This is a genomic window from Arthrobacter sp. KN11-1C, assembly GCF_052180225.1.
Taxonomy (GTDB): Bacteria; Actinomycetota; Actinomycetes; order Actinomycetales; family Micrococcaceae; genus Arthrobacter.
In genome coordinates, this window is record NZ_CP197467.1 from 4,057,981 (window position 1) to 4,083,007 (window position 25,027).

Here is a 25,027-nt window from a genome sequence, read left to right on the forward strand (position 1 = left end):
CCTGGGAATGGGGAAGAACGACCGCGTTTCCCCGGTGCGGTTGGGCATCACAGCCTTAGGACTCTGACCGCCCGGCCATCGCCGACCGTCGGGCTAAAGGGGCTCCTAACGGATACAGTGTGGCCCGGGCACGGATCGTGACGCGAAAAACCAAAGAACTTTGTCAACCCCTTGAGCAGCACAGGCTCGGACCTGGCGCCCGCAAGTCCCTCTCCTTCCCTGTCACTTACAACACCTAAGCGCAGTACCCACGGAATGGTCTAGCGGCTGAGGCCGTTCTTGCCCCTCTCGGATCCCACTGATGCCCCCGGCCGGGACTTGCCGGCCTTGGCGGCTCCCTTGCCCATGGTGACGGCTGCTCTCGGGTGGGTGCCTTCGCTGCAGGCTGCTGCGAGGCGTCCGCGGATCTGGGTTTCATTCGCGCCGGTGTTTGCCAGCGACTCAGCGAATTTCTCGTGGTGTTCGGCCGAGCCGTATCCTGCGGCTGACGTCCTCTCCGCTTTCAGGCCCTGGTCCTTGAGACGGCTGCTGTCGTTGCCGGTGACGCGGTTCTCGATCTCGCGGCCTTTTCGGCTCGTTCGTACCGCTGTTCCATGGTCATCCATGGGGAGCCTTGGAATCCGCCTTCGGCCAGGAGTCTGGTTTCGTGCATGTCCTTGGCGGCTTTCACGAACGCGGGATCCTTGAAGTGCGAGTCGTCGGCACCGTTGACGTTCGCGGTGGTTTCCTTCCGCAGCTGGTCAAGGTCGGGACCGTTGATGCCGTCCTTGCCGATCAGGAACAGACGTTCCTTGATGTCTGCGTCGGCAACTGCAACGGCTTTTGGGGGTCCTCGCGTGGTGGGCGGTCTGCAGTGCCTGGGCCAGCTCGGGGTTGGCCAGGTACTCTGCGGGCACCTGGTGGCGTTCCATTTCCGGGGCCAGTTTCGCGGCCTGGGCGCGGAGTTCTTCGGCGCGGGCCGCTGCGAGCAGGCCCATGGCTTTCTCGTGACCGGCTGCTGCCTTGCGGGTCTCTTCCTGGCTGGGGGCCAGCTTGTTCTGCCGGGCCCGCTCGGCGGTGATGCTCTGGATCCCTGATTCCAGGTAGGCGGCGTCCGCGCCGACGTCGCGGGTGTCGATGCCGTAGCGGGCGAGGACTTCCCGGCGGATCGTCTCCGAGCCTGCCAGCGCGGCCGGGTCGTGGTGTTTCCAGCCTTCCGCGACGGCGTGGGCGGTGGCGATGTCGGCTGGCTGTGCCTGGTCCCACCATTGGTCCTTCTCCACGGGTGCGAGGGCCGCGTGCGCGGTGCTGCGTTCGGCGGCGAGGCGTGTCTGGGCTTCGTGTGCTGTCCGGGTGTCCTGGTGTTCCTGTTGTCGCTGGCTCTCCTGGCGTCGGCGGGCCAGTGTCTCGGCAATGCGTGATGCGATCATCAGCGACTGCCGCAGACCGCCGTCCAGGACGTCATCCATTCCATCTGATTCACTCATGCTGTTCCCCTTGCAGTTGGTGTTAGTGGTGGTTATCGGTCGAGGCCCGGCCCGGAGTCGCGCCGGACAGGCTGGGAGGTCTTTGCCGGCGTCGGCGTCGTGGGTACTGCTGATCCCGGACGGATCGGGACCATGCCGCGGCGGGCGATATCGATCGCCCTGGGCACCACGCCAGCCTCAGGTGCCGACCGCTGCCCGGCACCGACCAAAACCGCCTTGGGCATGGTCGCGGTGAACGGGGCCAGCCGCTCCTCGACCACGGACCGGATGCGCTGAGCCTCACGGGTCCGCCCGGACTGGGCGTGCATTTCATACACGGCAAAGGCCGTGTTGATCAGCTGCACCATCAGCGCTGTTTGCGCGGCCGTCTTGTTCTTGCTCGACGCGGCCATGAACAACATGGCCGTTCCTGCGATCGACGGCAGGGCGACCGGTTTACCGTGCTGCCGTGGTGCCCGCAGCTGGGCGGTGCGGGACAGTTCGGCAGCGGTGGCCGCCAACGGCCCGGGGGCCGGTTCAAGCCGGTACGACCATGCCGCGAACGCTCCCGAGACTTCCCGGGCGGCCTTCGCCCAGGTCGCGTGGTCATCCCGTGGAATGGTTCGCAGCTGGTCCGCCAGGGCGGCCGCGTTGCGAGTGTATTCCACCCACATTTCCGCCGGCGGCGTGGCGTGCTCGCGGCCTGTCCTGGAGACCGTGCGCTTGTTCCGCGCCGCCGCGTTCCATTCCGCCGCGGATTCCGTTGCAAGGTGTGGTGCGTCCAGCCATTCTTCACGGAGAGCACCGAGTTTCAGGTCAGAGGCGAGGGTCCCGCCGCCGAACCAAATAGGACGTGCGCCCTGAGTGGGGCGTTCGGCGACGGAGTACCCAACAATGACGTCGGTGGTGTTCTTCGCGTAACGCGGCCGCACCAGCAGGCCGGTGTCGCGGGCCCGGCGAACAAACTCCGCTTCGGTCGCGGAGGCGCCGGCGCTGGCCCGCACTTTCCGTGCAAGGGACGCCCGGTGCATTTCCCGGTCGTCCCTGACGGCGGTGGCTTTCTCGGCCCGGTCGTATCCACGCGTGGCGTGCACCGTGGAGAGCTGTTCCAGGCCGTACTTGCCCTCCAGCTCGCGGCAGGTCTGCTGTGCACGCTTGTAGTCACCGTGGGTGGATGCTTTGGTGCCGTCTTCGCGGACAAGGGAGACGGCCAGGTGGATATGGTGGTTGCCGTTCTCGGATGTTCCGTGGTTCACCGCGGCCCACCGGCACCGTGCCTTGCCGCTGGCCTCGGTGAAGCCCATGGAGTCCACGAAGTGGTTGGCGATATCGCCCCACTGCTGGTCCGTCAGTGCGCCCTCTTCGGCGCGCAGGTTCAGCGAGCAGTGCCACACGCTGGCGTCCTTGTAGCCGACGTGCACGCGCTCCTTCTTCGCGGCGTCCCACTGCAGGTCTTTGATCTGGACAGAGACGCCGAACATCTTGCGCGGCTGGTCCAAATGCCGGGCAATGGCCAGGGCGTCGTCGCGGTCCAGCACGCCGTCGTCGTACCACGCCATGATGGCCGCGTCCCCGGCTACCAGGTGCGGATCCTAGTGGGCGTTCTTGGTTTTGTTGGCATCGGTCGATGCCAGGTAAACCATGAGCCCGCCCATGCGCGAACCGCGGGTGATGTTCGGGATCATCGGCTACATCAGCCCCTCAATCGTGCGGTCGATGCGCATGGCTACGGACCGGATGTGCTTCAGTGCTTCCCGGGCTTCGGCGGGGAACTCGCTCGTGGCGTTTGCCTGCCGTGCGAGCTGGTTGATGTTGTTCGAGGAACGGGCCAGCAGATTGTGCAGGGACATCAGCTCCGCAGCGATGGCCCGGCGTTCCGTAGGCGAATCAGAATGCTCCGACAGTGCCGAGGAAATCAGCAGGTTCGGGACCGTCACCTTCTCCCGCTCAGCCCTGGCGACAAGTGCAGCTTCTTCCTCCACCGTGACCCACACGTCACGGCGCGACGCTCACTACCGCCGGGAGCCAAGTGCCGGCCATGCCGAGCGCTGGGCCACTACTTCAGGTGCTCACGGCGCCAGACTCGATCGTGTAGTCGATACACTCGCCTCGTTGGTACCCGAAAGACGGGACGTTCACGATGATCACGAGCAGGATCGCGACTGCCCAAGGCCACCATCGCGGTGATTGGTATCGCGGCGCTATCTCCATGCAGCCTCAATATCGACGGAGCCGCCTGATGTCTGCCCCTTGAAGGTTGGCTAACTGGGTGTGTCCCTATTCGGATTGTGAATGCACTCATCTGCCGATGATCGAGCCTCTACTGAACTCGCCACGCGACAAGGAGCCCGCGGCTGAGGGCAGGTTCGCCTCCACGTGGCCGCCTTTACACGTGGTCGAGCAGATGATCGCGCGGTGGGGTCCGGCTCGTAGGAGTGCGCCTTTCGTGGGTGATGACAGTGGCGGCTAGGGCGATGGTGAGGCCAATGACGGTCTCGAGGGCGCGCTGAGTCAGGAGGGTGCCGATCGAGGCTGGCAGCATGAGATCGCCGAGCAGAAGGGCCATCGGGGTGAAGAAGACAAGGCCGAGGCTGTAGTTGCGCCCGGTCGTCAGTTCGGTGCATGCCTGGAGCACGGCGATCACGATGATCGCGGCATAGCTGCTGGGGCGGGCGGCCAGGACGAGGGCTGCGACGCCGAGGCCGGCGGCGGTGCCGATCACCCGCTGGGCGGCGCGCGTGAGGCGGGCGTGCAGGTCGGGTGCCGACATGGGGACGGATGCCGTGACGAAGGTCCAGTAGGGGTGGCCGATGCCGCTGGTCGCGACGGCGAGGCCGGCGGCGGCGATACCGAGCAGGTAGCGGGCGGCGTGGCGGCCCACCGGGTCGGACGGACGTAGGCCGTGCCACGACAACCGATACCGCACCGGGTCGCCGCCGTCGCGGGCGGTGCGACCCGGGAGGGCGAGCAGCAGCGCGAAGACGGCCGCGCCAGCCGCAGCGAGGGCGGCTGCGGGCACCGTGCTCAACGCGATCGGGACCGTGGCCGAGGCTGTGAGGGCGAAGACCGGGTTGAGAGCTCCGGCCGGATGCCATCGGCCCAGCTCGGCTAGCACCACCGCGACGCCGGCCCAGGCGGCCGCGGCCGGGACGAGCAGCCAGAGCCGGAACGGGACGGTCGCCACTAGAGCGCCGACGACGACGCCGACTACCAGCACCACGCCCGCCTGCGCCTGCATGGCTAGGCGTACCCGAGCCGGCTCGTGTCGGCCGTACAGGGCGGTGAAGGCGCCGATCGCCGCATACAGCAGCAGGTCGCCGCGACCGGACGCCAAGCAAGCCACCAGCGGCACGAAGATCGCCAGGCTTGCGCGCAGGGCGGTCCAATGGGCGCCGGCATGCGGGCCGAGGTCGAAGACTGCCGCCCACCAGGACCGCGCGTGGGTGGCCTGCGTCATGTTAACCTTCCGAGATGGTACAGGAATGAAGTACCTCAAGGTTACTACACCTATGAACTACTATGGTGGTTGACCGAGGCGACGGCCACGGGGGCGCGGAGGAGCCGGATGGATCAGGACACAGACGGCCTGCCCGCTCATGGCGACTACGTGGACCGGATGCAGCGTGAGTGGGCCCGGCTGCGCCCGGACCTGAGCTTCACCAGCCTCGGGGTGATCCACCGAGTGCTGCGCGCTTCCCGCCTCATCCTCGAAGCCAGCGACGCCTTCCTCGCCGACTACGGGCTCACCCGCGGCGAGCTGGACGTGCTTTCCGCGCTGCGCCGTACGGGCGAACCTCTGAGCCCAACGACGCTGGCCCAGACGCTGCTAGCCCCGCGCTCCGCGATCACCATGCGGCTGAACGCCCTCCAGACTCGGGGACTGCTGAGCCGGACGGCCAACCCGGCCGACGGCCGCTCGTCCCTGCTCGTCCTCACCGACACTGGCGCCGCGCTCGTGGACGAGGTGATTCCCGCCCAGCTCGCCCTCGAAGATGCCCTACTCGCCGAAGCCCCGGCTTGGGCCATCGAGGGCTTGGTCGATCCCCTGCGGGCACTGACCTCCGTGTGGGAGCAAGGACGCGGCCACCAAGCCGGGTCCAGCAAGGACCGGCGGAACGGCGCGCTCGAGCCCTCCGGATGAGCCGCAGCAGGGCGCGCTTCGGGTGAGCATCAGCCAACGCGCTACCGGGTTCCGCGTGGTAGACCACCAACGGCGCTCTGCTCCAACTTGAGGACGAAGAACTACCGCGCGACGTGTCCTGTCGCCTGAGTCCACACCCGTACCTAGTCCGCGGCCGCTGCACCGGTCTGATCGGCGTCCAGACAGCCGAGAACGGCGAGCCCAAGCCCTTGCTCGGTTCAACGATCCTCTCGGTGGACCAGCCGTAGGCGTGTCCGCTCATGCAGCATTCCGCGCGGCGCCGCGCCGGCGGCGCTCACGCTGCGGCAGCAAGTCCACGTCGGGTGCGCACCCGGGACAGGTGGCGGAGGGTGGCCGCTATGCACGCGACCTGGAGCCAGCCGGTAGCTGAGGTCGTGGTGTTCTCAAACGACTTCGCCAGCCGTCGGGACCGGCCGAGGCGACCGTGCGCGACCTCGACGCGCCAGGCGTGCCGGATGGGACAGAACACCGGCTGCTTGTCGTCCCACCCGACGCGGCGCACCTCGAGCCCGTGGTCCCGGCCCAAGGCACGGGCAGCGGCTGCAGTGACCCCGCGGTCCACCAGGACCAGCTCCAGCCGCCCGGTGACACCTTGGCCCGACAGGTGGTCCAGCATCAGCTCGCTGGCCCGGTTCTCGCGGGTGGAGGCAGGTACGACCAATGCCCCCAGCGGGAGTCCGGTCAAATCGACCGCCACGACGCGCTCGGCGCCCTTAGTGCGGCCGTAGGGGCCGCCGCGGTCGTGGAAGGTGAACCCACCCGGTCTGTGCGATGTCGAGCATCGCGTCCACCACGCCGCGCAGGTCATCGGCGTGCTTGCGCCCACGCTTCCCCGGCGCGTTGAATACCGGCTCCAGTAGCTCCCACTGCTCGGTCAGGTCACTTGGGTACGACATACCCCGCACGGTTACGACCCGCGTCGCCACGGCAATAGGGACACACCCAGTAAGACGGTCCTCTGACAGCGCCAGCCTCCGACTAGGGTCGCATACCCACAAGCTCGGATCACACATTGCCTACTCCTTCTCTGAATATCGACCGTTAGCGGCGTGGACGCAGCTCGCTGTGATCCGCTAGGCCTGGGTGCCGTCCTCGTACTCGACGGTCCATTCATCCGTGCCCGGTCGCTCGATGATGACGGCCGTCTCCCAGGCAGAGCCGTCCCGGCGCACGACCTCAAAACTCACGCTGTCCGGGAAAGGAGCGTGACTGGCGAGGTCGTCGGACACAACGTCCCGCAGGGCTGCCTGCGAAAGGGGCCGTGCATCTGGCGCGGCGAGCATCCAGCTCTCCAGGCCGTCGCGCTCGGACCCCGCGCCATACACCTCTGCGGGCTCACCCCGCACCAGTGTGCGTCGACGTCGCCAAGCGGCACCACAATTCTCATCCATCTGTAAGCGGAAGGAACTTCCGCATTTGTTTACACGTCTGGCATCCAAGCGGGGACTCACGCCTATCGACGGAAAGGTGACAGGCCGCCGGTTGGCGCCGGTAGTCATGTCCCTGAACCCGTTGCAGACGATGAAGGGGCGTGAAGCAACGGCGAAACAGCATCACCACCCCATGCGCAGAGTGCGGTTCCTGTCCGGTTTCCGCGGGTGTTCCCGGGGGATTGCGGTGACGATGTCCATTGCCCGGCTGTCTGCGGATGCCGGGGTGAAGTACCTGCTGAAGACCACGGCCCATGGTGATGTGCCCGTGCGCAATCTGACGGACTACTACACGAAATCCGGTAACCCGCCGGGGACCTGGCTGGGCAGCGGTATCGACGGCATCGGGCTGGCCCCCGGCACCGTCCTGACAGATGGTTCCGCGAAGGCAGTCTTCGAAGGGAGCACTGCATCCGATCACCGGTGAGCCGCTGGGCCGCCGACACGGGCAGCCGGCCACCGCCCCGGCAGGGCCCGGCGGGCCCGGAACATCAACGCGTTACCCCGTCGCCGGGTTCGACTTGACATTCAGCGTTCCGAAGTCGGTCTCGGTCCTGTGGGCGCTCAGCCCAAAGGACGTCCGGGACCGGGTGTTCGCGGCGCATCACCGTGCCGTGCAGGACACCCTGGCCTGGCTCGAGTGCCGGGCCATCGGCACCCGGACGGGCCGCAACGGCGTGGCCCACATCCCGGTCCGCGGAGCCATCGCCGCCGCGTTTGATCATTGGGAATCCCGGGCCGGTGATCCGCAACTGCACACCCACCTGGTCATCGCCAACCGCGTCCAACGGACCAGCGACGGGGCGTGGACCACTCTCGATTCCCGGACCCTGTACAAGGCGGTGGTCGCGGCCAGCGAGCATTACAACGGCCTGCTCTTCGACGAGCTGCGGCGCAGCCTGGGAACCGAGACCGAGCTGCGGGCACCGGCCTCGGTCGAACGCAATCCCAGCCGCGAGCTGTCCGGGGTCGATGCCGGGCTGATCACGGAGTTCTCCGCCCGGGCACGGATCATCGAACTGGAGAAGGACCGGCTGGTCCGGCTCTGGAATCTCGAACACGGGACCAGCCCTTCCGACGCCAGTGTCCTGAAGCTGCGGCAGCAGGCCACTCTGTCGACTCGGGCGGCCAAGGATGCTCAACCCGTTCCCCTGGCCGAGCGGCTTGTGTTCTGGCGTCGCCGGGCCGAGGGCCTTGGCTGCACGCCGGAACACTTGGTGACTGCGACTGTCGAGCGGTCCCGCACCCGGCCCCTCACCGGCGCGGACCTGTCCCAGGAATGGCGGGAGGTCACCGGGCAGATGGTGATGGACCTGGTCGCGCAAAAACGCGCCACCTGGAACCGGTGGAATCTGCTCGCCGAGGCCGAACGCGTTTGCGCCGGCATCCGGATGGCCAGCCCCGCCGAACGCACCGCGATGATCGAAGCCCTCGCCGACAGCGCCCAGACGTTCTCAGTCCCGCTCAACGACTACCGGTACATCGCCCCTGACAACGCCCGGGCTGACCTCGCCACCGACGGGCGCACGGTTTTCGACCCGCTCACCGACCAGGTGTTCACCAACGCCCGGATCCTTGCCGACGAGGAAGCCATCATGTCCGCCAGCCACGCCACCGACGCGCCCGGGCTGGAGCCCTGGGACGCCGTCGACGCCGTCACGCCCGGCAGTGGGCGGCCTGCCCTGTTCGCGGACCAGCAGGACGCCGCCATTCAGGTCCTGAGCAGCCGGCGCCGTCTGGATGCGCTCACCGGCCCGGCCGGGGCAGGGAAGACCGCCACCATGAAGGCCGTGAGCGATGGCTGGCAACAGGTCCACGGCCCCGGCAGCGTGGTCGCCCTCGCCCCGGCCGCCGTGTCCGCCGACGTCCTCGGCGACGCGTTGGGACTCGGAGCGGAGAACGTGACGAAATGGCTCTACGAATCCAACGGCCCCGGAGCAGCCAACCGCGCCCGACGCTACCTCCTCGCCGCACACGCCCTAGACAAATCTCTGGGTACCGGCCCGACACAGAGATGGCGGCGGCAGGCGGCACAGGTCCTTGCCACCGTTACCGCCGAACAGTCCCGCTGGCACCTCCACCCCGGCCAGCTCGTCATCATCGACGAAGCGTCCATGGTCCCCACCTACCAGCTCGCCGCCCTCACCGGAATGGCGGGCGCGGCCGGGGCGAAACTCGTGCTGGTCGGTGACCCTGCCCAGCTGGACTCCATCGACGCCGGCGGGATGCTCGGCTGGCTCGACCGCACCGGCCGGGCAGCACGGCTGACCTCCCTGCACCGCTTCACCCACGCCTGGGAAAACGCTGCCTCGCTCCAGCTGCGGGCAGGGAACCGGGACGCGATCCTTCAGTACCAGCGACACGGCCGGATCCTGGCCGGCAACGAGCACCGGATGATCGAGGCCGCCTACAAGGGGTGGGCCGCCGACGAGAAAACAGGACAGGCCTCCATCCTCATCGCCCCGGACAATGACACCGTGACCGTCCTCAACCGGCGCGCCCAGGAAGACCGGGCCGCCGCCGGAGCCGTTGACACCCGGCACACCGTGCCCCTGGCCGACGGCCTCACAGCCGGTCGCGGGGATGTGATCCTGGCCCGCCGCAACGACCGACGGATCAGGGACAGCCAGGGCGGGTTCATCCGCAACGGCACCCTCCTGACCATCACCGCACACCCCACCAAGGCCGGCACCGTGACCTGCGTCAGAAAAGACACCGGCGCCACCATCACCCTTGACCGGAACTACCTGTCCGGGTTTACCGAATTGGGGTACGCGACCACAGCGCACCGCTCGCAGGGAATCACCGTCGACACCGGGCACATCGTCGTCACCGAAGGCAGGCTCACCCGCGAACTGTTCTACGTCGGCATGACCCGGGGCCGGATCACGAACACCGCCTACATCATCGAACCGGACACCGACGCGGACGAACGGATTGATCCGACAGGTCTGCCTGGCTGGCCGGAGATCCTCGGGCAGGTCCTCGCCGCCGAAGGCGCCGAACACACCGCACACGAAACCCGGCAGGAACTCCAGGACAGCACCGATACCCTCCACCAGCTCGCCGCCGAGCACGACTACCTCACCCAACTCGCCGCCGACGATGACTTCACCGATTTCCTCACCACCAACTCCCCCGACTCGGCCTGGGATCTGCAGCGCTCCCCGGCATGGGGGCCCGCCGTCGCCGCCTGGAAGCGGCTGGCAGCACATGACCGGAACCTGGCAGAGCACGAAGTGCTCAACGCAATGACGCCCCGCGGCGAAGTCCGCGACCTGACGGCCATCATCCACAACCAGCTGCACACGGCCGCCAACCGAGAGGGAGCACCCGAAGGGCTCATCCGGTGCCCCGGCAACCGCCCCGACCTGAGCAACCTCATTACCCAGATCGAACAGCGCATCCGCAACCGCGCCAAACTCGTTGCCACACGCGCCCCTGCAAGCCAGGAACCATGGGCGCAGGACCTGGCCTCACAACTCCGGAACATCCCGGACCCGGCCCGGCGACGGCGAACGCTCCAGGAAATCCTCATCTACCGGGACCGCTGGGCCATCACCGACGACACCAACCCGCTCGGCACCCCTGTGCGCTGGGAGGAACCCGAGCTGCATAACCAGCGCCGACGGCTCCAGACCAAGCTCTCCCCTGATACCGAGACCCGCACCAGCCCCGCCACGGCAACAGTGGACCCCTACCAGCCCTCCCCTTCGACACGGGACATAGGACTGGGCATCTAGATGTCGGTCACGTCGTATTTCCCATCGCTGGCCGAACATGCCGACCGCTCAGAAGTGGAATCCCTTCAATAACGAGAAAGCGAAGGAATCTCACATCCGCGGAAATGACCATGCTCAGAGTCGATGCTTTGGAGCCCCATCAGTCGCATCCCATTTGATGCCTCTTACAAAGCCCACATGGACGGCACACACGAGATATCGGGGCGAAGACCATCGCATTCCAATGTTGGTCCGTCGCCTTCGAGGCAGGGCGTTTCGGGCTGCCGGGACCTCGAGTCAAGCGCCCTCAGCCGTGGGCACTTTTTGGGCACATTTTGGGCACATCCGATGTAAAAACGGGTGATTTGAGGTAACCAAAATCCTTGAATTCTAGGGGTTTTTCATGCCCTCATTGGGGCTGAAAAGGTTTCAAATCCCACCGTCACCGCCAAAGAAAACCCCCGGAATTCCGGGGGTTTTCTGCTTTCTCGAGACCTTCGTGGTGCATTTTTGGTGCATGTTTCGAGGAAGAGTCACCTCCCACCTCGGCCACGCGAAGCCCTTGGCTGTTTTGGACACCTTGAAGATGATGGACGCAACGTGCAGAGTCCCCGAGTGGATACACAAGATGGCCAACCGCGCCATTTGACGAGCACAACTCACCTGTCCGTGTTAGGAATGTTTGCGTCGCTGCCGAGGCAGATCTTTTACCAGCTCGGTTCCAAGGAAGCCAGGGCGTCGGCCCCGGCCCCAGGAAAGCGCTCCCGTCGGCGCTAACCGATGAACTCGCCAGGACGTGGGTCCCAACGTTCAATCTCTCTCCCAGTACCACAGACGGGGAGCTCACGGAACAATGGCTTCCGCATATCGAGGTGGACAGAGGCTGAGATGGTGGCTGGCCCTCACTGGCTAAATGAGAGAATCCATGACGGGTTCTTACGTTTAGGAGTATAACTGTAAGAATCCACGGAATATTCTTACAGTTAGGCAATCATGGAGCAGCCTGGGCAAGCGGACGGTACATCTGGTTGGCCGGCGGCCGAGTATGAAAGCTACGAGTGGACCGGAACCCAGGACGCCTTCCGCACCAGCAACTATCTGTCCGGGATGGCCGGGCAGCCCTATGAGGCGTTCATACCTTCGACTATCGCAAAATCGACCTACCTCCCCTCTCCAAGGGTCGCGGCGCTGGCCGAGGAAGCCGCCCAGGAGATCAGCCGGTTCGACGAACGCTACGGCAAGCACCTGCGCCCGTTCGTGTCCCTGATGCTGCGCGGTGAGTCAGTCGCCTCCTCGCAGATCGAGAACCTGACCGCCAGCGCCCGCAGCCTGGGTGAGGCCGAGCTCGGCGTAGAAGACAAGGCCAACGCCACCTTGGTCGTCCGCAATGTCTGGGCAATGGAGACGGCGCTGGCCGCCGCCGACCACCTGACGCCCGAGAGCATCCTGGACATGCACAGAGCCCTGATGGACGGCACCCGCGACGCCGACGTCGCCGGACACTGGCGCGACCAACAGGTTTGGATCGGCACCAGCCAGTACAGTCCGATCGGCGCGGAATTCGTCCCGCCGCACCACAGCCGTGTCCCGGCGCTGATGACCGACGTCATGGACTACGCCCGGCGCCAGGACATCCCGGCGATCATCCAGGCCGCCATCGCGCACGCACAGTTCGAGACCATCCACCCGTTCACCGACGGCAACGGACGTACCGGAAGAGCCTTGCTGCACGCCATGCTCAAGCACCGGGGTGTGGCCTCGCATGTCACTGTCCCCGTCTCCGCCGGGCTGCTCGCCAACGTCGGCGCCTATCACGCTGCCCTCACAGCTTTCCGGGCCGGAGACCCGGAGCTCATCATCACCGTGACCTCCGAAGCGGCGTTCCGGGCCATCGAGAACGGCACGACGCTCGCCAACGACGTCGTCGCCATCACCCAGGGCTGGGCCGACAGGATCACAGCACGCCGCGACTCAGCCGTATGGCCGGTCCTGGATCTTCTGGCCAGCCAGCCAGTCGTCAACGCAGCGGTTCTGGAGTCCAAGCTCGGCCTCGACTACATGCGCCAGAAGCGCGCCCTGGACGCTCTGGAGGAAGCCGGGATAGTCGTCGGCGTCGACAAATACAAGAAAGGCCGGTTCTGGCGGGCGCCTGAACTGCTGGCAGCCTTGGACGCATTCGCCGAACGTGCCGGCCGTCGCGGCCTTAGCTGAGCCGACCGACGGGGCAGGCCACCCGGAAACGGCTTTTCATCTCTGCAAGCGGTTTCCAGTCTGGCGCTATCAAGTACCTTGACGACCACGGAGTTCAACATATGACGCTTGACGAACTCCCCCATTTTGGCCAGGCCGTCGCCAACCGATTCCTCGCGCCGATGCTCCCGGACGAATCTGCGCCTGGTCAGCCGTTCCGGACGGTCATGGAAGCCAAGAGCGGAGGCCGAGCGATACCAGGCTCTCTGCTTCAAGGACGGTGAAGCTTCCTGCGTCCGAGGCTTGGAGCAACCCACCCTAAGGTCATGATCGGACTCGCTAAGTTGAATGGGATCTCTTTCGTCGTCCTTAGAGGCATGGAACTCCACGGACGGCAACAGTTTATTTGCGAGTCGTGGGAACCTGCTGCGCTCGAAGACGAATTTGTATCACTCTAAAACGTCGAGATGGCCTGACGCATCTGATGGACCGCCCAACGCATCAAGATAAACCATTCAGATAGGACCCACTAATGGACCAGGTTTGGTTCAGGGCTGAGTGCTGCTATCTACTAACTTCGCGATTCGTGTCCATAGTTCATAATTCCAACCTAGCGTCACAAGGGCCGCCAAAGAAAACCGCTGGTCAGCCAGGGGTTTTCTTTTTTCACGGGGCGTGGTGGTCCAGATTTCGCCGACTGAGCCGCCGCAACTCGTCGAGCAGGGAGCTGATCGCCTTCGTGAATCCCACGGCGCCAGGAAGACGATGACTACCCGAGCGAACCCTAGCGATTCCGGCGGAATAGCCTCTGTGGCAAAGCAGTGATTGTTGAGACATCGGCAAGTGGGCGGCCTAGAATCGTCGCATGGGTCTCCTTACCTTCAGCATCAACGTCACCCTGGATGGTTGCGTCGACCACCGGGAAGGCATCGCCGACGACGAGACGCACGCCTACTTCACCCGCCTCATGGACGACGGCGGCGCAATGCTCTGGGGCCGCACCACCTACGAGATGATGGAGAGCTACTGGCCGGCGGTCGCCCGCGGCGAGGAGGACGCGCCGCCTGCGATGCGCGAGTGGGCGCTCAAGCTGGAGGCCAAGCCGAAGTACGTTGTGTCGTCGACGCGAAGCGACTTCCCGTGGACCAACAGCCACCACGTCGTAGGCGACCTGCGCACGGCGGTGCAGGATCTCAAGGATGCGACTCCCGGCGGGGTGCTCGTCGGCAGCGGCAAACTTGCCACAGCGCTGGACCAACTGGATCTGATCGACGAGTACAAGTTCCTTGTCCATCCCAGGATTGCCGGCCACGGTCCCACCCTGTACCGGGGCGGATTGCCTTGCACCCGACGCCTCGATCTGATCTCGGCGCAGCCGCTCAGCAACGGCGCGGTCGCCTTGCACTATCGACGGGGCTGATTGAGGGCGGCTGTCCGTCGCAGGTGAGCTTCGGCTGAAACGAGTCTGGTTCGGTCTACTTCGTCTCGTTCGGCTGCCAGCGCTCGGAAATCACACCACCTCGCTCGATGACAGGACTGCACAAACCAAGCCCAGGCCAAACGTCGGGGCTGAGGACCCTCAAGCGAAAGCCTTGATAGTTCCCCCATTTACTCATTGTTTCGCGGGAGAACCGGGACGAAGGTGAAGTAGCTTGACCTCCCGAGATCTACTCGTGTAGATTCAATCAAGATTGTTAGCCAGGTCACACTCAAGAAGATCACCCGAACAGTCCTGGGCATGAAATAGAAATGACCAGCCCATGAAGACCCCAACGACAGCCGTGAACCGTCCGGGCCTGGCCATACTCGGCCCCCGCACCCTGGGTAATGCCCTGGGCTCCGGACGAAACTCGCTCAACGCCCTGCGCCTGGTCTTCGCCGCAGCCGTGATCGTCTCGCACTCCTGGTGGCTGGGCGGCTACGGCCCGGAACCCTCGCTTTACGGGATCAAGCTCGGCACCGCAGGCGTCATGGGCTTCTTCGCCATCTCCGGCTACCTCATCACCGTCAGCGCCGAACGCTCGAACACGCTGTTGGAGTACGCCGCAGGCCGACTCACCCGCATCTACCCGGCCCTCGTGGTCGCCGCACTTGCTGTTGCCTTCGTGGCCGCACCGCTTGGCGCCCTCCTGACACACGGAACCTACAACCCGCGCGGAGCCTTGGCCTTCCTCGGCGCGGCCCTGGCACTCAGCATCGGCGTTATGGACACGCCCACCATCGGGACATCCCTCTGGGGCAACAACGACCGCTTTGATTGGAACGGCCCCCTATGGACCCTCACCTGGGAGGGGCTCTGCTACGCCATCATCGCCGGGATTGTGTTCCTGCTCCGCAGGATTCCGGAGAGCAGACGAGGCACCGCCACAGCAATACTCCTGCTCTTTGCTGCATCCACGGGCGCGGTCTTCGGTAAGCTCCTCGCCGGCGGCTTCGGGCCGAACCGCACCGAGTTCGTCCTCCCGCTGCTCGCAATCTTCATGGCAGGATCCCTCCTTGCCACCCAGAGGCACAGGGTCCGCGTCGGTGCGGCGCCAAGCCTTCTCGCCGCACTGGCCGTCTGGGGCGCCCTCGCCACGGGTTACGGTACAGCCCTCGCCCCACTGCCGTTCGCCTACCTTGTCCTGTCTATCGGCTCAATGGGCAGCGCATCCGCCATCGGGTCCCGCTACGACATCTCCTACGGGATCTACATCTACGGGTGGCCCATCCAGCAGCTCCTCGCAGCCACCCACACGCCATCACATGTTCCCGTGCTCGCGTTCGCTGCGCTCTCTCTAGTGGCGGCCTGGCCCCTTGGTTTCCTCAGTTGCGTGGCGGTTGAACAGCCAACCCAGCGGATCCGGCGTGCCCTCATAGGCCGCCTCACGGCCCGCCGCCAATGATCGCTTTAGAGGACACGCCAGCACCTGACTCGAAGACTCCTTCACAGACGAGTTCGGCCTGTCCGTCCTGACCTTCTTTGCCGCGCGGAAGCCCTGAAATGACACGACTCGCCGTGTCGTAAGCGCTTTCCGAAACGAAAGAAGGTCAGGACGGCGCGCCGCCCTCCCGTGGGAACTGTGGGAGGGCTACGACGCCGGACACCGCTTCTTTGTCCAGGTCGCGCCAGGCATCTTTCATGGCATTCTTTACCGCGCGGTAGATAACTCCATATAGGCAATAGAGGAATATTGCCATAAAGATCACTGGCACAAATAGCGTCAAAGTAAGGTCCAAGTTAGAGAGCTCCATAGATCGGCCGAGAAGACTTCCGCAGGACATCGCCCTGGCTGTCATTCAGGGTAGCCGCCCGCCGTATCCGCCCGGCGCCCATTTGTGCCTATGCTGGGCCCATGGGGAGCGACTCATTGACGACGCCGGATGCGCGGCGCCTCCTCGCGGCGCTGGCAAACGCCCAAGCCCGGCGGGTTTTCGCTGAGATCAGCATTGGCGGAACCCCGGGCAGCTCGCTCTCGCCGGCAAAACTCGAACGGGCACTCGCGCTCCTAAACAAAGCGGGGCTGGTCGAGACGGTCGAGACCGAAGGCTATGTCCGCTACCGAATACGTGAGCATGCCTTCCGGGACGCCCTGGCGAGCCTCTCGTCGGCACCCAGCCCGTCCGGCGTCGAGCGCTTCTTGACTGCGGACGGCCGCATCGATCGCTATCCCGCGCGGGAGGCGGACCGGCTCAAGCTCCTCGCCTGGATCGCTGCGCGCATCCTGGACAGCGGCGCGCGGGTGGAGGAACGGGAGCTCAACGAACGCCTCGCCCGGTTCACTGGAGACGTCCCAATGCTCCGGCGATATCTCGTGGACGCCAGCATCGTGAGCCGCACGCCCGACGGCTCGGCCTACTGGCTGGCCCTCAAGGACGACGACGACGGCGGCCGGCCGTCTCCGCGCCCCTAAAGTTCCCGGGCATTCGCCAGAACGGGAAGCTTGCCCCGGACCTGACTGACAACAGACGGATCGATGTCCACGACGGCGAGTTCCGGCATTTCCCCGAGGGCCACCATCACGGCACCCAGTGGCGAGATCACAGCACTGTGCCCAATGCCGGTGGGCGCCGTAATGGTGGAAGGCAATCCGACACTGGCGGGATTGCCTTGGCCGCACGCCACCACGAAGGCGGTGCTGTCCACTGCGCGGGCCCGCACCAGCAGCTCCCACTGCTCGGCCTTGCCTTCGCCGGCGCCCCATGAGGCGCAGACGATGTTGATCTGTGCGCCTGCCCGTGCGTTGGCAGTGAAGAGGGCGGGGAAGCGCACGTCGTAACACGTGGCAAGGCCAAATACGGTGCCGTTGAGTTCGAAGGTTACGGGTGACGTGCCGGCGTCGACCGAGTCGGATTCCGCGAAACCGAAGGCATCGAAGAGGTGGATCTTGTCGTAGGACGTGTCCACTCCGGGGCCGGTGACCAGTAGGGTGTTCCGAACCCGGCCGCCCTCGCCCGGAGTGAACATTCCCACCACGACGGCGATGTCCAGCTCCCGCGCAAGGCCTCGGACCGCTGTGGCCCACGGTCCGTCCAACGGTTCGGCGATGTCCGCCAGGCTGTTGCCGAAGGTGCGCATCGCCGCTTCCGGAAAGACCACGAGTTCGGCTCCGGCGGCTTTGGCACGGGTGGCGTATTCTCGGATCAGTTCCAGGTTGGCGGCCACATCGGCTCCGGTGATGATTTGTGCCACGGCTAAACGCATGAATTTACTCCAGATTGTTGTATACATGATGTATGCGAAAAAGTTCGGGGACTGCGGCGTCCGGCCGCGAGAAGGCGTACGCGTACCTGCGTGAAAATATCCTGATCGACCCCGAAGTCCAGGGGAAGTTCCTGAACGAGCAGGAACTTGCCGCGGAAATCGGCGTCTCGCGTACGCCGGTGCGTGAGGCGCTCTTGTTGCTCGTCTCCGACGGCTTGGTGGAACTGATTCCCCAGCGCGGGGCTTACGTTCCCCCGGTGACCGGCAGGGAAATGTCCGAATTGATGGAACTGCGCGGGATCCTCGAAAGCCACGCTGCCCGGCTGGTCATCGAGCAAGGCCGGATCCCCGCCGGGACCATGCAGGAAACCCTTGACCAGCAGGCAAAGCTTCCCGAGGAACTGAGCCCGGAAGCGGCCCGTGAGTTTATCCGCCTGGACACGCTGTTCCACCAGCAACTCATCGACGCGGCGGGCAACGAGCTGATCTCCCGGACGTACAGCAAGCTCCACGTCCGGCAGATCCTGGTGGGCGTCTCCGCCCTGTTCCGTACCGGAGGCCGGCGCGAGCAGGTGTGCGCCGAACACCAGGACATTCTCGACGCCCTGATGTCCGGCGACGCGGCGAAGGCCCAGAAAGCCATTGACCATCACCTTGCGGTGACCCGGGACATCCTGCTCCGGACTTGAGGGAGTCTCTGACCACCCCACGCACCTCGCCGAATTCCTCACGACGCCACCCGAGGGTCAGCGCGTTTCCGCGACGGCGGACTGCTGGCTTGCCGCCGCCGATCCTTCGAGCAGCAGGCGGTAGTCCTCGTCCTCCACGGTGTTGGAGTCCCGGCCGAGCGCCAATCCCACGACGGTGACGACGGCGGCCACGGCCACATAGATGGCAACCGGAACCCAGGTGCCGAACTGGGACAGCAGCAGCGTGAACATCAAGGGTGCGATGGCGCCCCCGATCACACCGGCGAAGGTGTAGGCCAGCGAACTTCCCGTGGACCGAAGCCTCGGGGAGAACTGCTCCACGATGAAGGCAGCCTGCGGTCCGTACATGAAGGAGTGCGCCATGAGGCCGAGGACGATTCCCACGATCAGCAGCGGCTCGCTGTGCCCGCCCAGGATGCCGAAGAAAACGAAAGTCCACACGGCTCCGATCACTGCCGCGATCCCGTAGACGAGGCGCCGATTGAAGCGGTCGGAGACTGCACCGGCCAGCGGGATCATGAACAACTGGAATGCGGAGCCGATCAACACGGCGGTGAGGACCTGGCTGCGGTCATAGCCAAGCGTCTGGATTCCGTAGCTCAGGGTGAAGACTGTGAACAAGGCGTACAGCACGTCCGGACCCACCCGGCACAGGGTAGCGGCGACGAGCGGCCGGAGTTCCTTGCTGAAGACTTCGCGGACCGGAGCGTTGGACTGCTCACCGTGAGCCTCGATGGCCTTGAAAATCGGGGTATCTTCAAGCTTCAGCCGAATCCAGAGACCGAAGCCCACCAGCACGGCCGAAACAAGGAAGGCGATGCGCCAGCCGAAGCTGATGAACTGCGCTTCGCTGAGGGTAACGGTCAGGATGGCCAAGATGCCGTTGGCCAGGAGGTTGCCGGCCGGCGGCCCGACTTGGGCCGCCGATGCCCAGAAGCCGCGCCGCTGGGGATCGCCGTATTCGCTGGAGAGCAGCACCGCGCCGCCCCATTCGCCGCCGACGCCCACGCCCTGGGCGAAGCGCAGCAACACCAGGATGATCGGGGCCGAAATCCCGATGCTGCCATAGCCCGGTAGCGCCCCGATCAGCACCGTGGCGACGCCGATGATCATCAGCGTCGCCACCAGGACCTTCTTACGGCCGATGCGGTCACCGAGTCGGCCGAAAATGATGCCGCCCACAGGGCGGGAGACATAGCCCACCGCGTAGGTGGAGAACGCCAGGATGGTCCCGGTCAAGGGGTCCGACGACGGGAAAAAGACAATGGGGAACACGACGGCGGCTGCGGCAGAGTAGACGGCAAAGTCGTACCACTCGAGCGCGGTGCCGGTGAGGCTTGCGGCAAAGGCCTTGTACAGGCCCTTCGGATGCATCGGCTTTCCCGGACGCGGCGCTGCGCCGGAAGCCGGAACTGGAACGTTGGCCATGGTTTCCTCCACGAGAAGTTTACGGTGACGCCTGCCACACTGGCGTTAAATGTATACATTACGCATACTGGATGTACATTGGCGACTGTTTCCGGTTTCCGGTTTGAAAAATTTCTCCAGCAGGACACGCAAAGGATGGACAGAAAATGACGACTCTGAGCTTTGAACTTCCCGATGGCACCACGCGGAATGTCCAGGTCAAGCACCTCCTGAACGCCGGCTACGCAGGGCGCGAACAGGAAGAAGTGCAAGCCCACATCGCCGAACTGGCCGAACTCGGCGTTCCCGGTCCCGCAACTACGCCTGCCTTGTACCCGGTGTCGCCGTACTTGGCACAGCAGGTATCGGAAGTCCGCGTCCAGCACGGCAGGACCTCGGGCGAAGCGGAATGGGCGCTGGTGATCACTGAGGAGGACGTGCTCCTGACGGTGGCGTGCGATCACACGGACCGCGAACTCGAGGTCCATGGGGTGGCTTGGAGCAAGAACGCCAGCCCGGACGTCCTGGGTCGCAAAGCCTGGCGCCTGGACGATGTCCGCGACCATTTGGACAACATCACGCTCAAGGGCTGGGTGGGCCACGGCGAAACTCCGGACACGCTGATCCAGGACAGCTCGCTCGAGGCGCTCCTCAGCCCGGACTACTGGCTGGAGGTCCTGGCGGAGCGCGGCCTGAACCAGCCGGGCACCGTCCTCATTTCAGGCACGGTGGCGATGAAACAGGGGGTCGACCAGTTTGCCCGCAGCTGGAAGGTGGAAATGACGGATCCGGTGAACGGCACCTCGGTGGACGCCCAGTACGTTGTCGAGAAGATGGCGGAGCCTATCGGCTAAGTCCGGCTCCGCCGTCGTTCACCCGCCTCCATTGTGGGGGCCGGGGGCCGGGCTTACGCTGGGAGTGGCACAAGCGGTTGGCACTACTACCGCGTTGAGAGGGCGCTGCATGGACGCCAATTCCATCACGGACACCTTCCACCGGCCCCTGCGGGACCTGCGGATTTCCGTCACGGACCGATGCAATTTCCGGTGCGTCTACTGCATGCCCAAGGAGATCTTCGGGCGGGACTTCGTTTTCATGCCCCGGGACCAGCTGCTGACGTTTGAGGAAATCACCAGGCTGGCGTCGATCGCGGTGGGACACGGTGTACGGAAGATCCGGCTGACCGGCGGGGAACCCCTGCTGCGGAAGGACATCGAGGAACTGGTCCGGATGCTGGCCCGGTTGCGCACTCCCGACGGGCTGGCACCGGACCTGGCCATGACCACCAACGGCTCGGTCCTGGCGCAGAAGGCGCAAGCCCTCAAGGATGCCGGGCTGAACCGGGTGACGGTCTCGCTGGACTCCCTCCGGGAGGAGACCTTCCAGGCCATGAACGACGTCGGCTATCCCGTGGCGAAGGTCCTGCACGCCGCGGACGTTGCCCAGGCCGCGGGACTCGGGCCGGTGAAGATCAACATGGTGGTCAAGCGCGGGACGAACGACCAGGACATTCTTCCCATGGCTCGCCACTTCAAAGGTTCCGGGTTCATCCTGCGGTTCATCGAGTACATGGACGTGGGTGCGTCCAATGGCTGGAAAATGGATGAAGTGGTCCCCTCTGCCGAGATCCTGGCCCGAATCGGCGCGGAGTTCCCGCTGGAGCCCGTGGCGCCGAACTACCCCGGCGAAACCTCGGATCGCTGGCACTACGCGGACGGCAGCGGCGAAATCGGCGTCATTTCCAGCGTGACCCAAGCCTTTTGCCGCGGCTGCACGCGGGCCCGGCTCTCGGCCGACGGGAAGCTGTTCACGTGCCTCTTCGCCACAGCCGGGACGGACCTGAGGGCACTCCTGAGAGGCGGCGCGTCCGACGTCGAGCTTTCGACGGCGTTGTCCGCTCTGTGGGGCGGCCGCGCGGACCGCTACTCGGAACTGCGCAGTTCGCACACGCCTAAAGACCCCGCAGCCGCACACAAGATCGAGATGTCGTACATCGGCGGGTAACCCAGCGGACCGCAGCCCGGCCGGTGACCCTATGCTGGTGCCATGACGCAGACGTCGATCAGCTCCGCGACAGCGTTGGCCGAATTGCTGGCAGCCACCGGCTACCTCGCCGACGACGGCCTGGCCACTGTCGGCTACCTCGCCCTGAGCATGGAACGGCCGCTGCTTCTGGAGGGCGAACCGGGCACCGGCAAAACCTCCCTCGCCGAGGCGCTGGCGGAAGGGTTCGGCCTGCCGCTGATCCGCTTGCAGTGCTATGAAGGAATCGACGCCTCGCAGGCCTTGTATGACTGGGACTTCACCGCCCAGATCCTGCATCTGCGCAGTGTGGAGGCCAGCGGCGGCTCGGGAATGGGCACGCGGCTGAGCGTAGCGGAACTGGAAAGTTCGCTGTACGACAAACGGTTCCTGCTGGCCCGCCCCATTCTCAAGGCGCTGCAGCAAAGCCCGGCCGTGCTGCTGATCGACGAAATCGACCGGGCCGACGACGAGTTCGAGGCGTTCCTGCTGGAGGTGCTCTCCACATATCAGGTCTCCATTCCCGAGTTCGGCACCGTCAAGGCCGACACTCCGCCGATCGTGGTGCTCACCTCCAACCGGACCCGCGACCTGCACGATGCCCTCAAACGCCGCTGCCTCTACCACTGGATCGACCACCCGGGGCTGGCCCGCGAAGTGGAGATTGTGCGCACCCGGCTCCCCCAGGTGCCCGCGCTCCTGGCCGAGCAGGTGGTTCGCGCGGTCCAACAGATCCGGGTCACCGACGACGTACTGAAGCCTCCCGGGGTTGCCGAGACCCTGGACTGGGCGCGCGCCCTGCACCAGCTCGGCCGGGCCGAGTTGGACCTGGCATCGGCCGCGGCCAGCATCGGCGCGCTGTGCAAGTACCGCGAGGACACCGAGCGGGTCTCGGCGGCCCTGGCCCGGATGCTCGGCTGAGCCCATGCCACCGGCAGGACAGGCCGTCCCGACAAGCCAGAGCGGACCCCCAGGCCCGAGCACAGGCCACAGCGCCGAAGAGATCCTGTTGGCCTTTGCTGCCGCCGTGCGTGCGGCCGGCGTGAAAGTGACCGCAGACCGCTCGCTCAGCTTCGTCGACGCCGTCGGCAGGCTCGCCCTGGACCGCCGTTCGGACGTCTTCTGGGCCGGCCGCGCCACGCTTTGCGCCTCGCCGGAGGATCTGCCCGCCTACCAGCGGACGTTTGAGGCTTGGTTCGCCGTGGAACATTCCGCCGCCGAACTCGTGGAAAACTCCGCGACGTCCGTCAGCGCCGCGTCTTTGGACAACGACGACGGCGGACCGGAAGGTCGGCGCGAACAGTTGCGGGCGCTCGCCAGCCGCCGCGAGCTGCTGCGGCACCGCGATGTGGCCGTATTGGACGACGAGGAACGGGCCATGCTGCGCAGGATGTTCGAGGAACTACCGGTACGCCTGCCCACCCGCCAGACCAGGCGCAAGCACCTCGACCGGCACGGCGACGTGGACCGCGTGCGGACCCTGCGCGACCAACTGCGCCGCGGCGGGGAACCCGGACCGCTGCGCCGCGCCCGGGCTCCGCGCAAACCCCGCCGGATGGTCTGGTTGATCGACGTCTCGGGTTCGATGGCACCATACGCGGACAGCCTGTTGCGTTTGGCACACCGGGTCGTGGAAGCCGCCCCGCGCCAAGTGGAGGTGTTCACGCTCGGCACCCGGCTGACCCGCGTGACGGGCGCACTGCGGGTTCCCGACCCGGACAATGCCTTGGCGCTCGCTGGCCGCACCGTCCCGGACTGGTCCGGTGGAACCCGGCTGGGCGAAGTGTTGCGGGCGTTCAACGACCGCTGGGGACAGCGCAACATGGTGCGCGGCGCCGTCGTCGTGATTGCCAGCGACGGCTGGGAGCGGGGCGACCCTGCACTGCTGGGCCGCCAGGCCGAACGGCTGCACCATCTGGCGCGGCGGATCATTTGGTCCAATCCGCACCGCGGCAAAGCGGGGTACGAGCCCCTGCAGCGGGGAATCAGGGCGGTGCTGCCGCACGTTGACTTCTTTATAGGGGGGCACTCAATGCAGAGTTTCGAGGAGTTGTTGGACGTGGTTGCCAATGCGTGAAGTCTTGGACGATCTGGTCGCCGCCATGGCGGCCGGCCACACAGTAGGACTCGGAACGGTGGTGCGCACCTTCCGCTCCGCGCCGCGGCCGGCCGGAGCCGCCATGATGGTCGACGCCGACGGCAGTGCGGTGGGCTCGGTGTCCGGCGGGTGCGTCGAAGGAGCGCTCTACGAACTCGCCACGAAGGTGGTCGAGTCCGGCGAGCCAGTGCTCCAGCGGTACGGGATCAGTGACGACGCCGCGTTCGAGGTCGGCCTCACCTGCGGCGGCATCCTGGACATTTTTGTGGAGCCGGTCTCCACTGAGAACTTCCCGGAACTGCCGCACGTAGCGGACGACGTCGGTGCAGGCCGCCCGGTTGCCATCGTCACCGTCATCGAACATCCCGATCCGGCGTGGCTGGGCCGCCATTTGGTGGTCCGCCCTGATGGCTTCGTCAGCTCCCTCGGCAGCGAGCGAGCCGACCATGCGGTATCCGACGATGTCCAGGGCCTGCTGGCCGCAGGCCGCAACGCCACACTCATGTACGGACCGGACGGGCAGCGCCGCGGGGAAGGCATGCGAGTGTTCGCCCTCAGCTTCGCCCCGCAGCCGCGCATGCTGGTGTTCGGCGCGATCGACTTCGCCGCCGCCGTCGCGAAACAAGGCACCTTCCTGGGCTACCGGGTCACGGTCTGCGACGCCCGCGCGGTTTTCGCAACGGCTGCCCGGTTCCCGCAGGCGGACGAGGTAGTGGTGGAATGGCCGCACCGCTACCTGCAGGCGCAGATCAGCGCCGGCCAAGTGGATGAACGCACCGTGATCTGCGTGCTGACCCATGATCCAAAATTCGACGTTCCGCTCCTGGAGTTGGCACTGCGCCACAACGTGGCCTACGTGGGCGCGATGGGATCCCGTCGCACGCATCACGACCGGCTGGAACGGCTGCGCGAAGCCGGCCTGGGCGAGGCCGAATTGGCCAGGCTCTCCAGCCCGATCGGACTGGACCTGGGATCCCGCACCCCGGAGGAAACGGCCGTCTCCATCGCCGCCGAAATCATTGCCCTGCACTGGGGTGGCGGCGGAGGAAGATTGAGCACCATGGAGGCCCGGATCCACCACGAACCCACGGTTGAAGCGGACCACGAGGATGCGGGGTACGAACTCAAGCCAGGCTAGGGCGCTCGCCCCTTCCGAG

21 protein-coding genes and 1 pseudogene are annotated in these 25,027 nt (G+C 65.7%); 13 read left to right on the top strand and 9 right to left on the bottom strand.

From position 1 onward, the window contains the following. Positions 1 to 260 precede the first annotated feature (260 nt). The 5 genes and pseudogenes from ACSBOX_RS18910 to ACSBOX_RS18930 form a co-directional block, all read right to left on the bottom strand. Positions 261 to 605, bottom strand: a complete 345-nt coding sequence (locus ACSBOX_RS18910) for a hypothetical protein (protein WP_442543841.1) — start codon at positions 603 to 605, stop codon at positions 261 to 263. 135 nt (positions 606 to 740) lie between these two features. Next, positions 741 to 1,466, bottom strand: a complete 726-nt coding sequence (locus ACSBOX_RS18915) for a hypothetical protein (protein ID WP_442543842.1) — start codon at positions 1,464 to 1,466, stop codon at positions 741 to 743. A gap of 32 nt (positions 1,467 to 1,498) precedes the next feature. Further along, positions 1,499 to 3,130, bottom strand: a pseudogene (locus ACSBOX_RS18920) (relaxase/mobilization nuclease domain-containing protein). A gap of 3 nt (positions 3,131 to 3,133) precedes the next feature. Beyond that, entirely contained in the window at positions 3,134 to 3,427 is a 294-nt protein-coding gene (gene mobC, locus ACSBOX_RS18925) for a plasmid mobilization relaxosome protein MobC (protein ID WP_442543843.1), read from the bottom strand. 404 nt (positions 3,428 to 3,831) lie between these two features. Continuing rightward, positions 3,832 to 4,665, bottom strand: a complete 834-nt coding sequence (locus ACSBOX_RS18930; RefSeq protein WP_442543844.1) for an FUSC family protein — start codon at positions 4,663 to 4,665, stop codon at positions 3,832 to 3,834. A 345-nt stretch (positions 4,666 to 5,010) separates the two neighbouring features. Here ACSBOX_RS18930 and ACSBOX_RS18935 point away from each other — a divergent pair, with 345 nt between their 5' ends. Then, positions 5,011 to 5,586 carry a MarR family winged helix-turn-helix transcriptional regulator gene (locus ACSBOX_RS18935; protein WP_442543845.1) on the top strand — a complete coding sequence of 192 codons (576 nt, stop codon included), beginning with the start codon at positions 5,011 to 5,013 and terminating at the stop codon, positions 5,584 to 5,586. A gap of 295 nt (positions 5,587 to 5,881) precedes the next feature. Here ACSBOX_RS18935 and ACSBOX_RS18940 read toward each other — a convergent pair whose 3' ends face one another. Then, positions 5,882 to 6,433: a hypothetical protein gene (locus ACSBOX_RS18940; RefSeq protein ID WP_442543846.1), complete on the bottom strand. Its 552-nt coding sequence runs from the start codon at positions 6,431 to 6,433 to the stop codon at positions 5,882 to 5,884. Between the two features lie 247 nt (positions 6,434 to 6,680). Next, positions 6,681 to 6,998: a tudor domain-containing protein gene (locus ACSBOX_RS18945; RefSeq protein ID WP_442543847.1), complete on the bottom strand. Its 318-nt coding sequence runs from the start codon at positions 6,996 to 6,998 to the stop codon at positions 6,681 to 6,683. 25 nt (positions 6,999 to 7,023) lie between these two features. Between ACSBOX_RS18945 and ACSBOX_RS18950 the strand changes: the two genes are divergently transcribed. From ACSBOX_RS18950 to ACSBOX_RS18975, 6 genes are all read left to right on the top strand, one after another. After that, complete coding sequence (locus tag ACSBOX_RS18950) at positions 7,024 to 7,464, top strand: relaxase domain-containing protein (RefSeq protein WP_442543848.1); 441 nt, start codon at positions 7,024 to 7,026, stop codon at positions 7,462 to 7,464. After that, a complete protein-coding gene (gene mobF / locus ACSBOX_RS18955; protein WP_442543849.1) occupies positions 7,412 to 10,780 on the top strand; it encodes a MobF family relaxase in 3,369 nt (1,122 codons plus the stop codon). Before ACSBOX_RS18950 ends, mobF begins: the two co-directional genes overlap by 53 nt. Before the next feature lie 972 nt (positions 10,781 to 11,752). Continuing rightward, positions 11,753 to 12,970: a Fic family protein gene (locus ACSBOX_RS18960; protein WP_442543850.1), complete on the top strand. Its 1,218-nt coding sequence runs from the start codon at positions 11,753 to 11,755 to the stop codon at positions 12,968 to 12,970. 844 nt (positions 12,971 to 13,814) lie between these two features. Then, positions 13,815 to 14,369: a dihydrofolate reductase family protein gene (locus tag ACSBOX_RS18965; protein ID WP_442543851.1), complete on the top strand. Its 555-nt coding sequence runs from the start codon at positions 13,815 to 13,817 to the stop codon at positions 14,367 to 14,369. Positions 14,370 to 14,709: 340 nt separating this feature from the next. Beyond that, the gene (locus tag ACSBOX_RS18970; protein WP_442543852.1) at positions 14,710 to 15,834 is read left to right on the top strand and encodes an acyltransferase family protein; all 1,125 of its coding nucleotides are present in this window, start codon (positions 14,710 to 14,712) and stop codon (positions 15,832 to 15,834) included. 450 nt (positions 15,835 to 16,284) lie between these two features. Continuing rightward, complete coding sequence (locus tag ACSBOX_RS18975) at positions 16,285 to 16,842, top strand: DUF2087 domain-containing protein (protein WP_442543853.1); 558 nt, start codon at positions 16,285 to 16,287, stop codon at positions 16,840 to 16,842. Here ACSBOX_RS18975 and ACSBOX_RS18980 read toward each other — a convergent pair. Beyond that, positions 16,839 to 17,633, bottom strand: coding sequence for a carbon-nitrogen hydrolase family protein (locus ACSBOX_RS18980; RefSeq protein WP_442543854.1), 795 nt, complete (start codon positions 17,631 to 17,633; stop codon positions 16,839 to 16,841). The two genes, ACSBOX_RS18975 and ACSBOX_RS18980, sit on opposite strands and share 4 nt — an antisense overlap. Positions 17,634 to 17,665: 32 nt before the next feature. On the opposite strand from ACSBOX_RS18980, the gene ACSBOX_RS18985 reads away from it, so the two are divergent. Further along, positions 17,666 to 18,322, top strand: a complete 657-nt coding sequence (locus ACSBOX_RS18985) for a GntR family transcriptional regulator (RefSeq protein ID WP_078106642.1) — start codon at positions 17,666 to 17,668, stop codon at positions 18,320 to 18,322. A gap of 57 nt (positions 18,323 to 18,379) precedes the next feature. Here ACSBOX_RS18985 and ACSBOX_RS18990 read toward each other — a convergent pair whose 3' ends face one another. Beyond that, positions 18,380 to 19,771 carry an MFS transporter gene (locus tag ACSBOX_RS18990; RefSeq protein ID WP_442543855.1) on the bottom strand — a complete coding sequence of 464 codons (1,392 nt, stop codon included), beginning with the start codon at positions 19,769 to 19,771 and terminating at the stop codon, positions 18,380 to 18,382. 146 nt (positions 19,772 to 19,917) lie between these two features. Between ACSBOX_RS18990 and ACSBOX_RS18995 the strand changes: the two genes are divergently transcribed. The 5 genes from ACSBOX_RS18995 to ACSBOX_RS19015 all read left to right on the top strand — a co-directional run bounded on the left by ACSBOX_RS18995 (position 19,918) and on the right by ACSBOX_RS19015 (position 25,008). Further along, a complete protein-coding gene (locus ACSBOX_RS18995) occupies positions 19,918 to 20,604 on the top strand; it encodes a DUF2848 domain-containing protein (protein WP_442543856.1) in 687 nt (228 codons plus the stop codon). A gap of 109 nt (positions 20,605 to 20,713) precedes the next feature. After that, positions 20,714 to 21,754 (top strand): GTP 3',8-cyclase MoaA, encoded by a 1,041-nt coding sequence (gene moaA, locus ACSBOX_RS19000; RefSeq protein ID WP_442543857.1) that lies wholly within the window; start codon positions 20,714 to 20,716, stop codon positions 21,752 to 21,754. A 42-nt stretch (positions 21,755 to 21,796) separates the two neighbouring features. Beyond that, entirely contained in the window at positions 21,797 to 22,693 is an 897-nt protein-coding gene (locus tag ACSBOX_RS19005) for an AAA family ATPase (RefSeq protein ID WP_442543858.1), read from the top strand. Between the two features lie 4 nt (positions 22,694 to 22,697). Next, a complete protein-coding gene (locus ACSBOX_RS19010) occupies positions 22,698 to 23,849 on the top strand; it encodes a vWA domain-containing protein (RefSeq protein ID WP_442543859.1) in 1,152 nt (383 codons plus the stop codon). Further along, a complete protein-coding gene (locus ACSBOX_RS19015) occupies positions 23,842 to 25,008 on the top strand; it encodes an XdhC family protein (RefSeq protein WP_442543860.1) in 1,167 nt (388 codons plus the stop codon). The genes ACSBOX_RS19010 and ACSBOX_RS19015 overlap by 8 nt, the downstream gene beginning before the upstream one ends. Positions 25,009 to 25,027 lie beyond the last annotated feature (19 nt).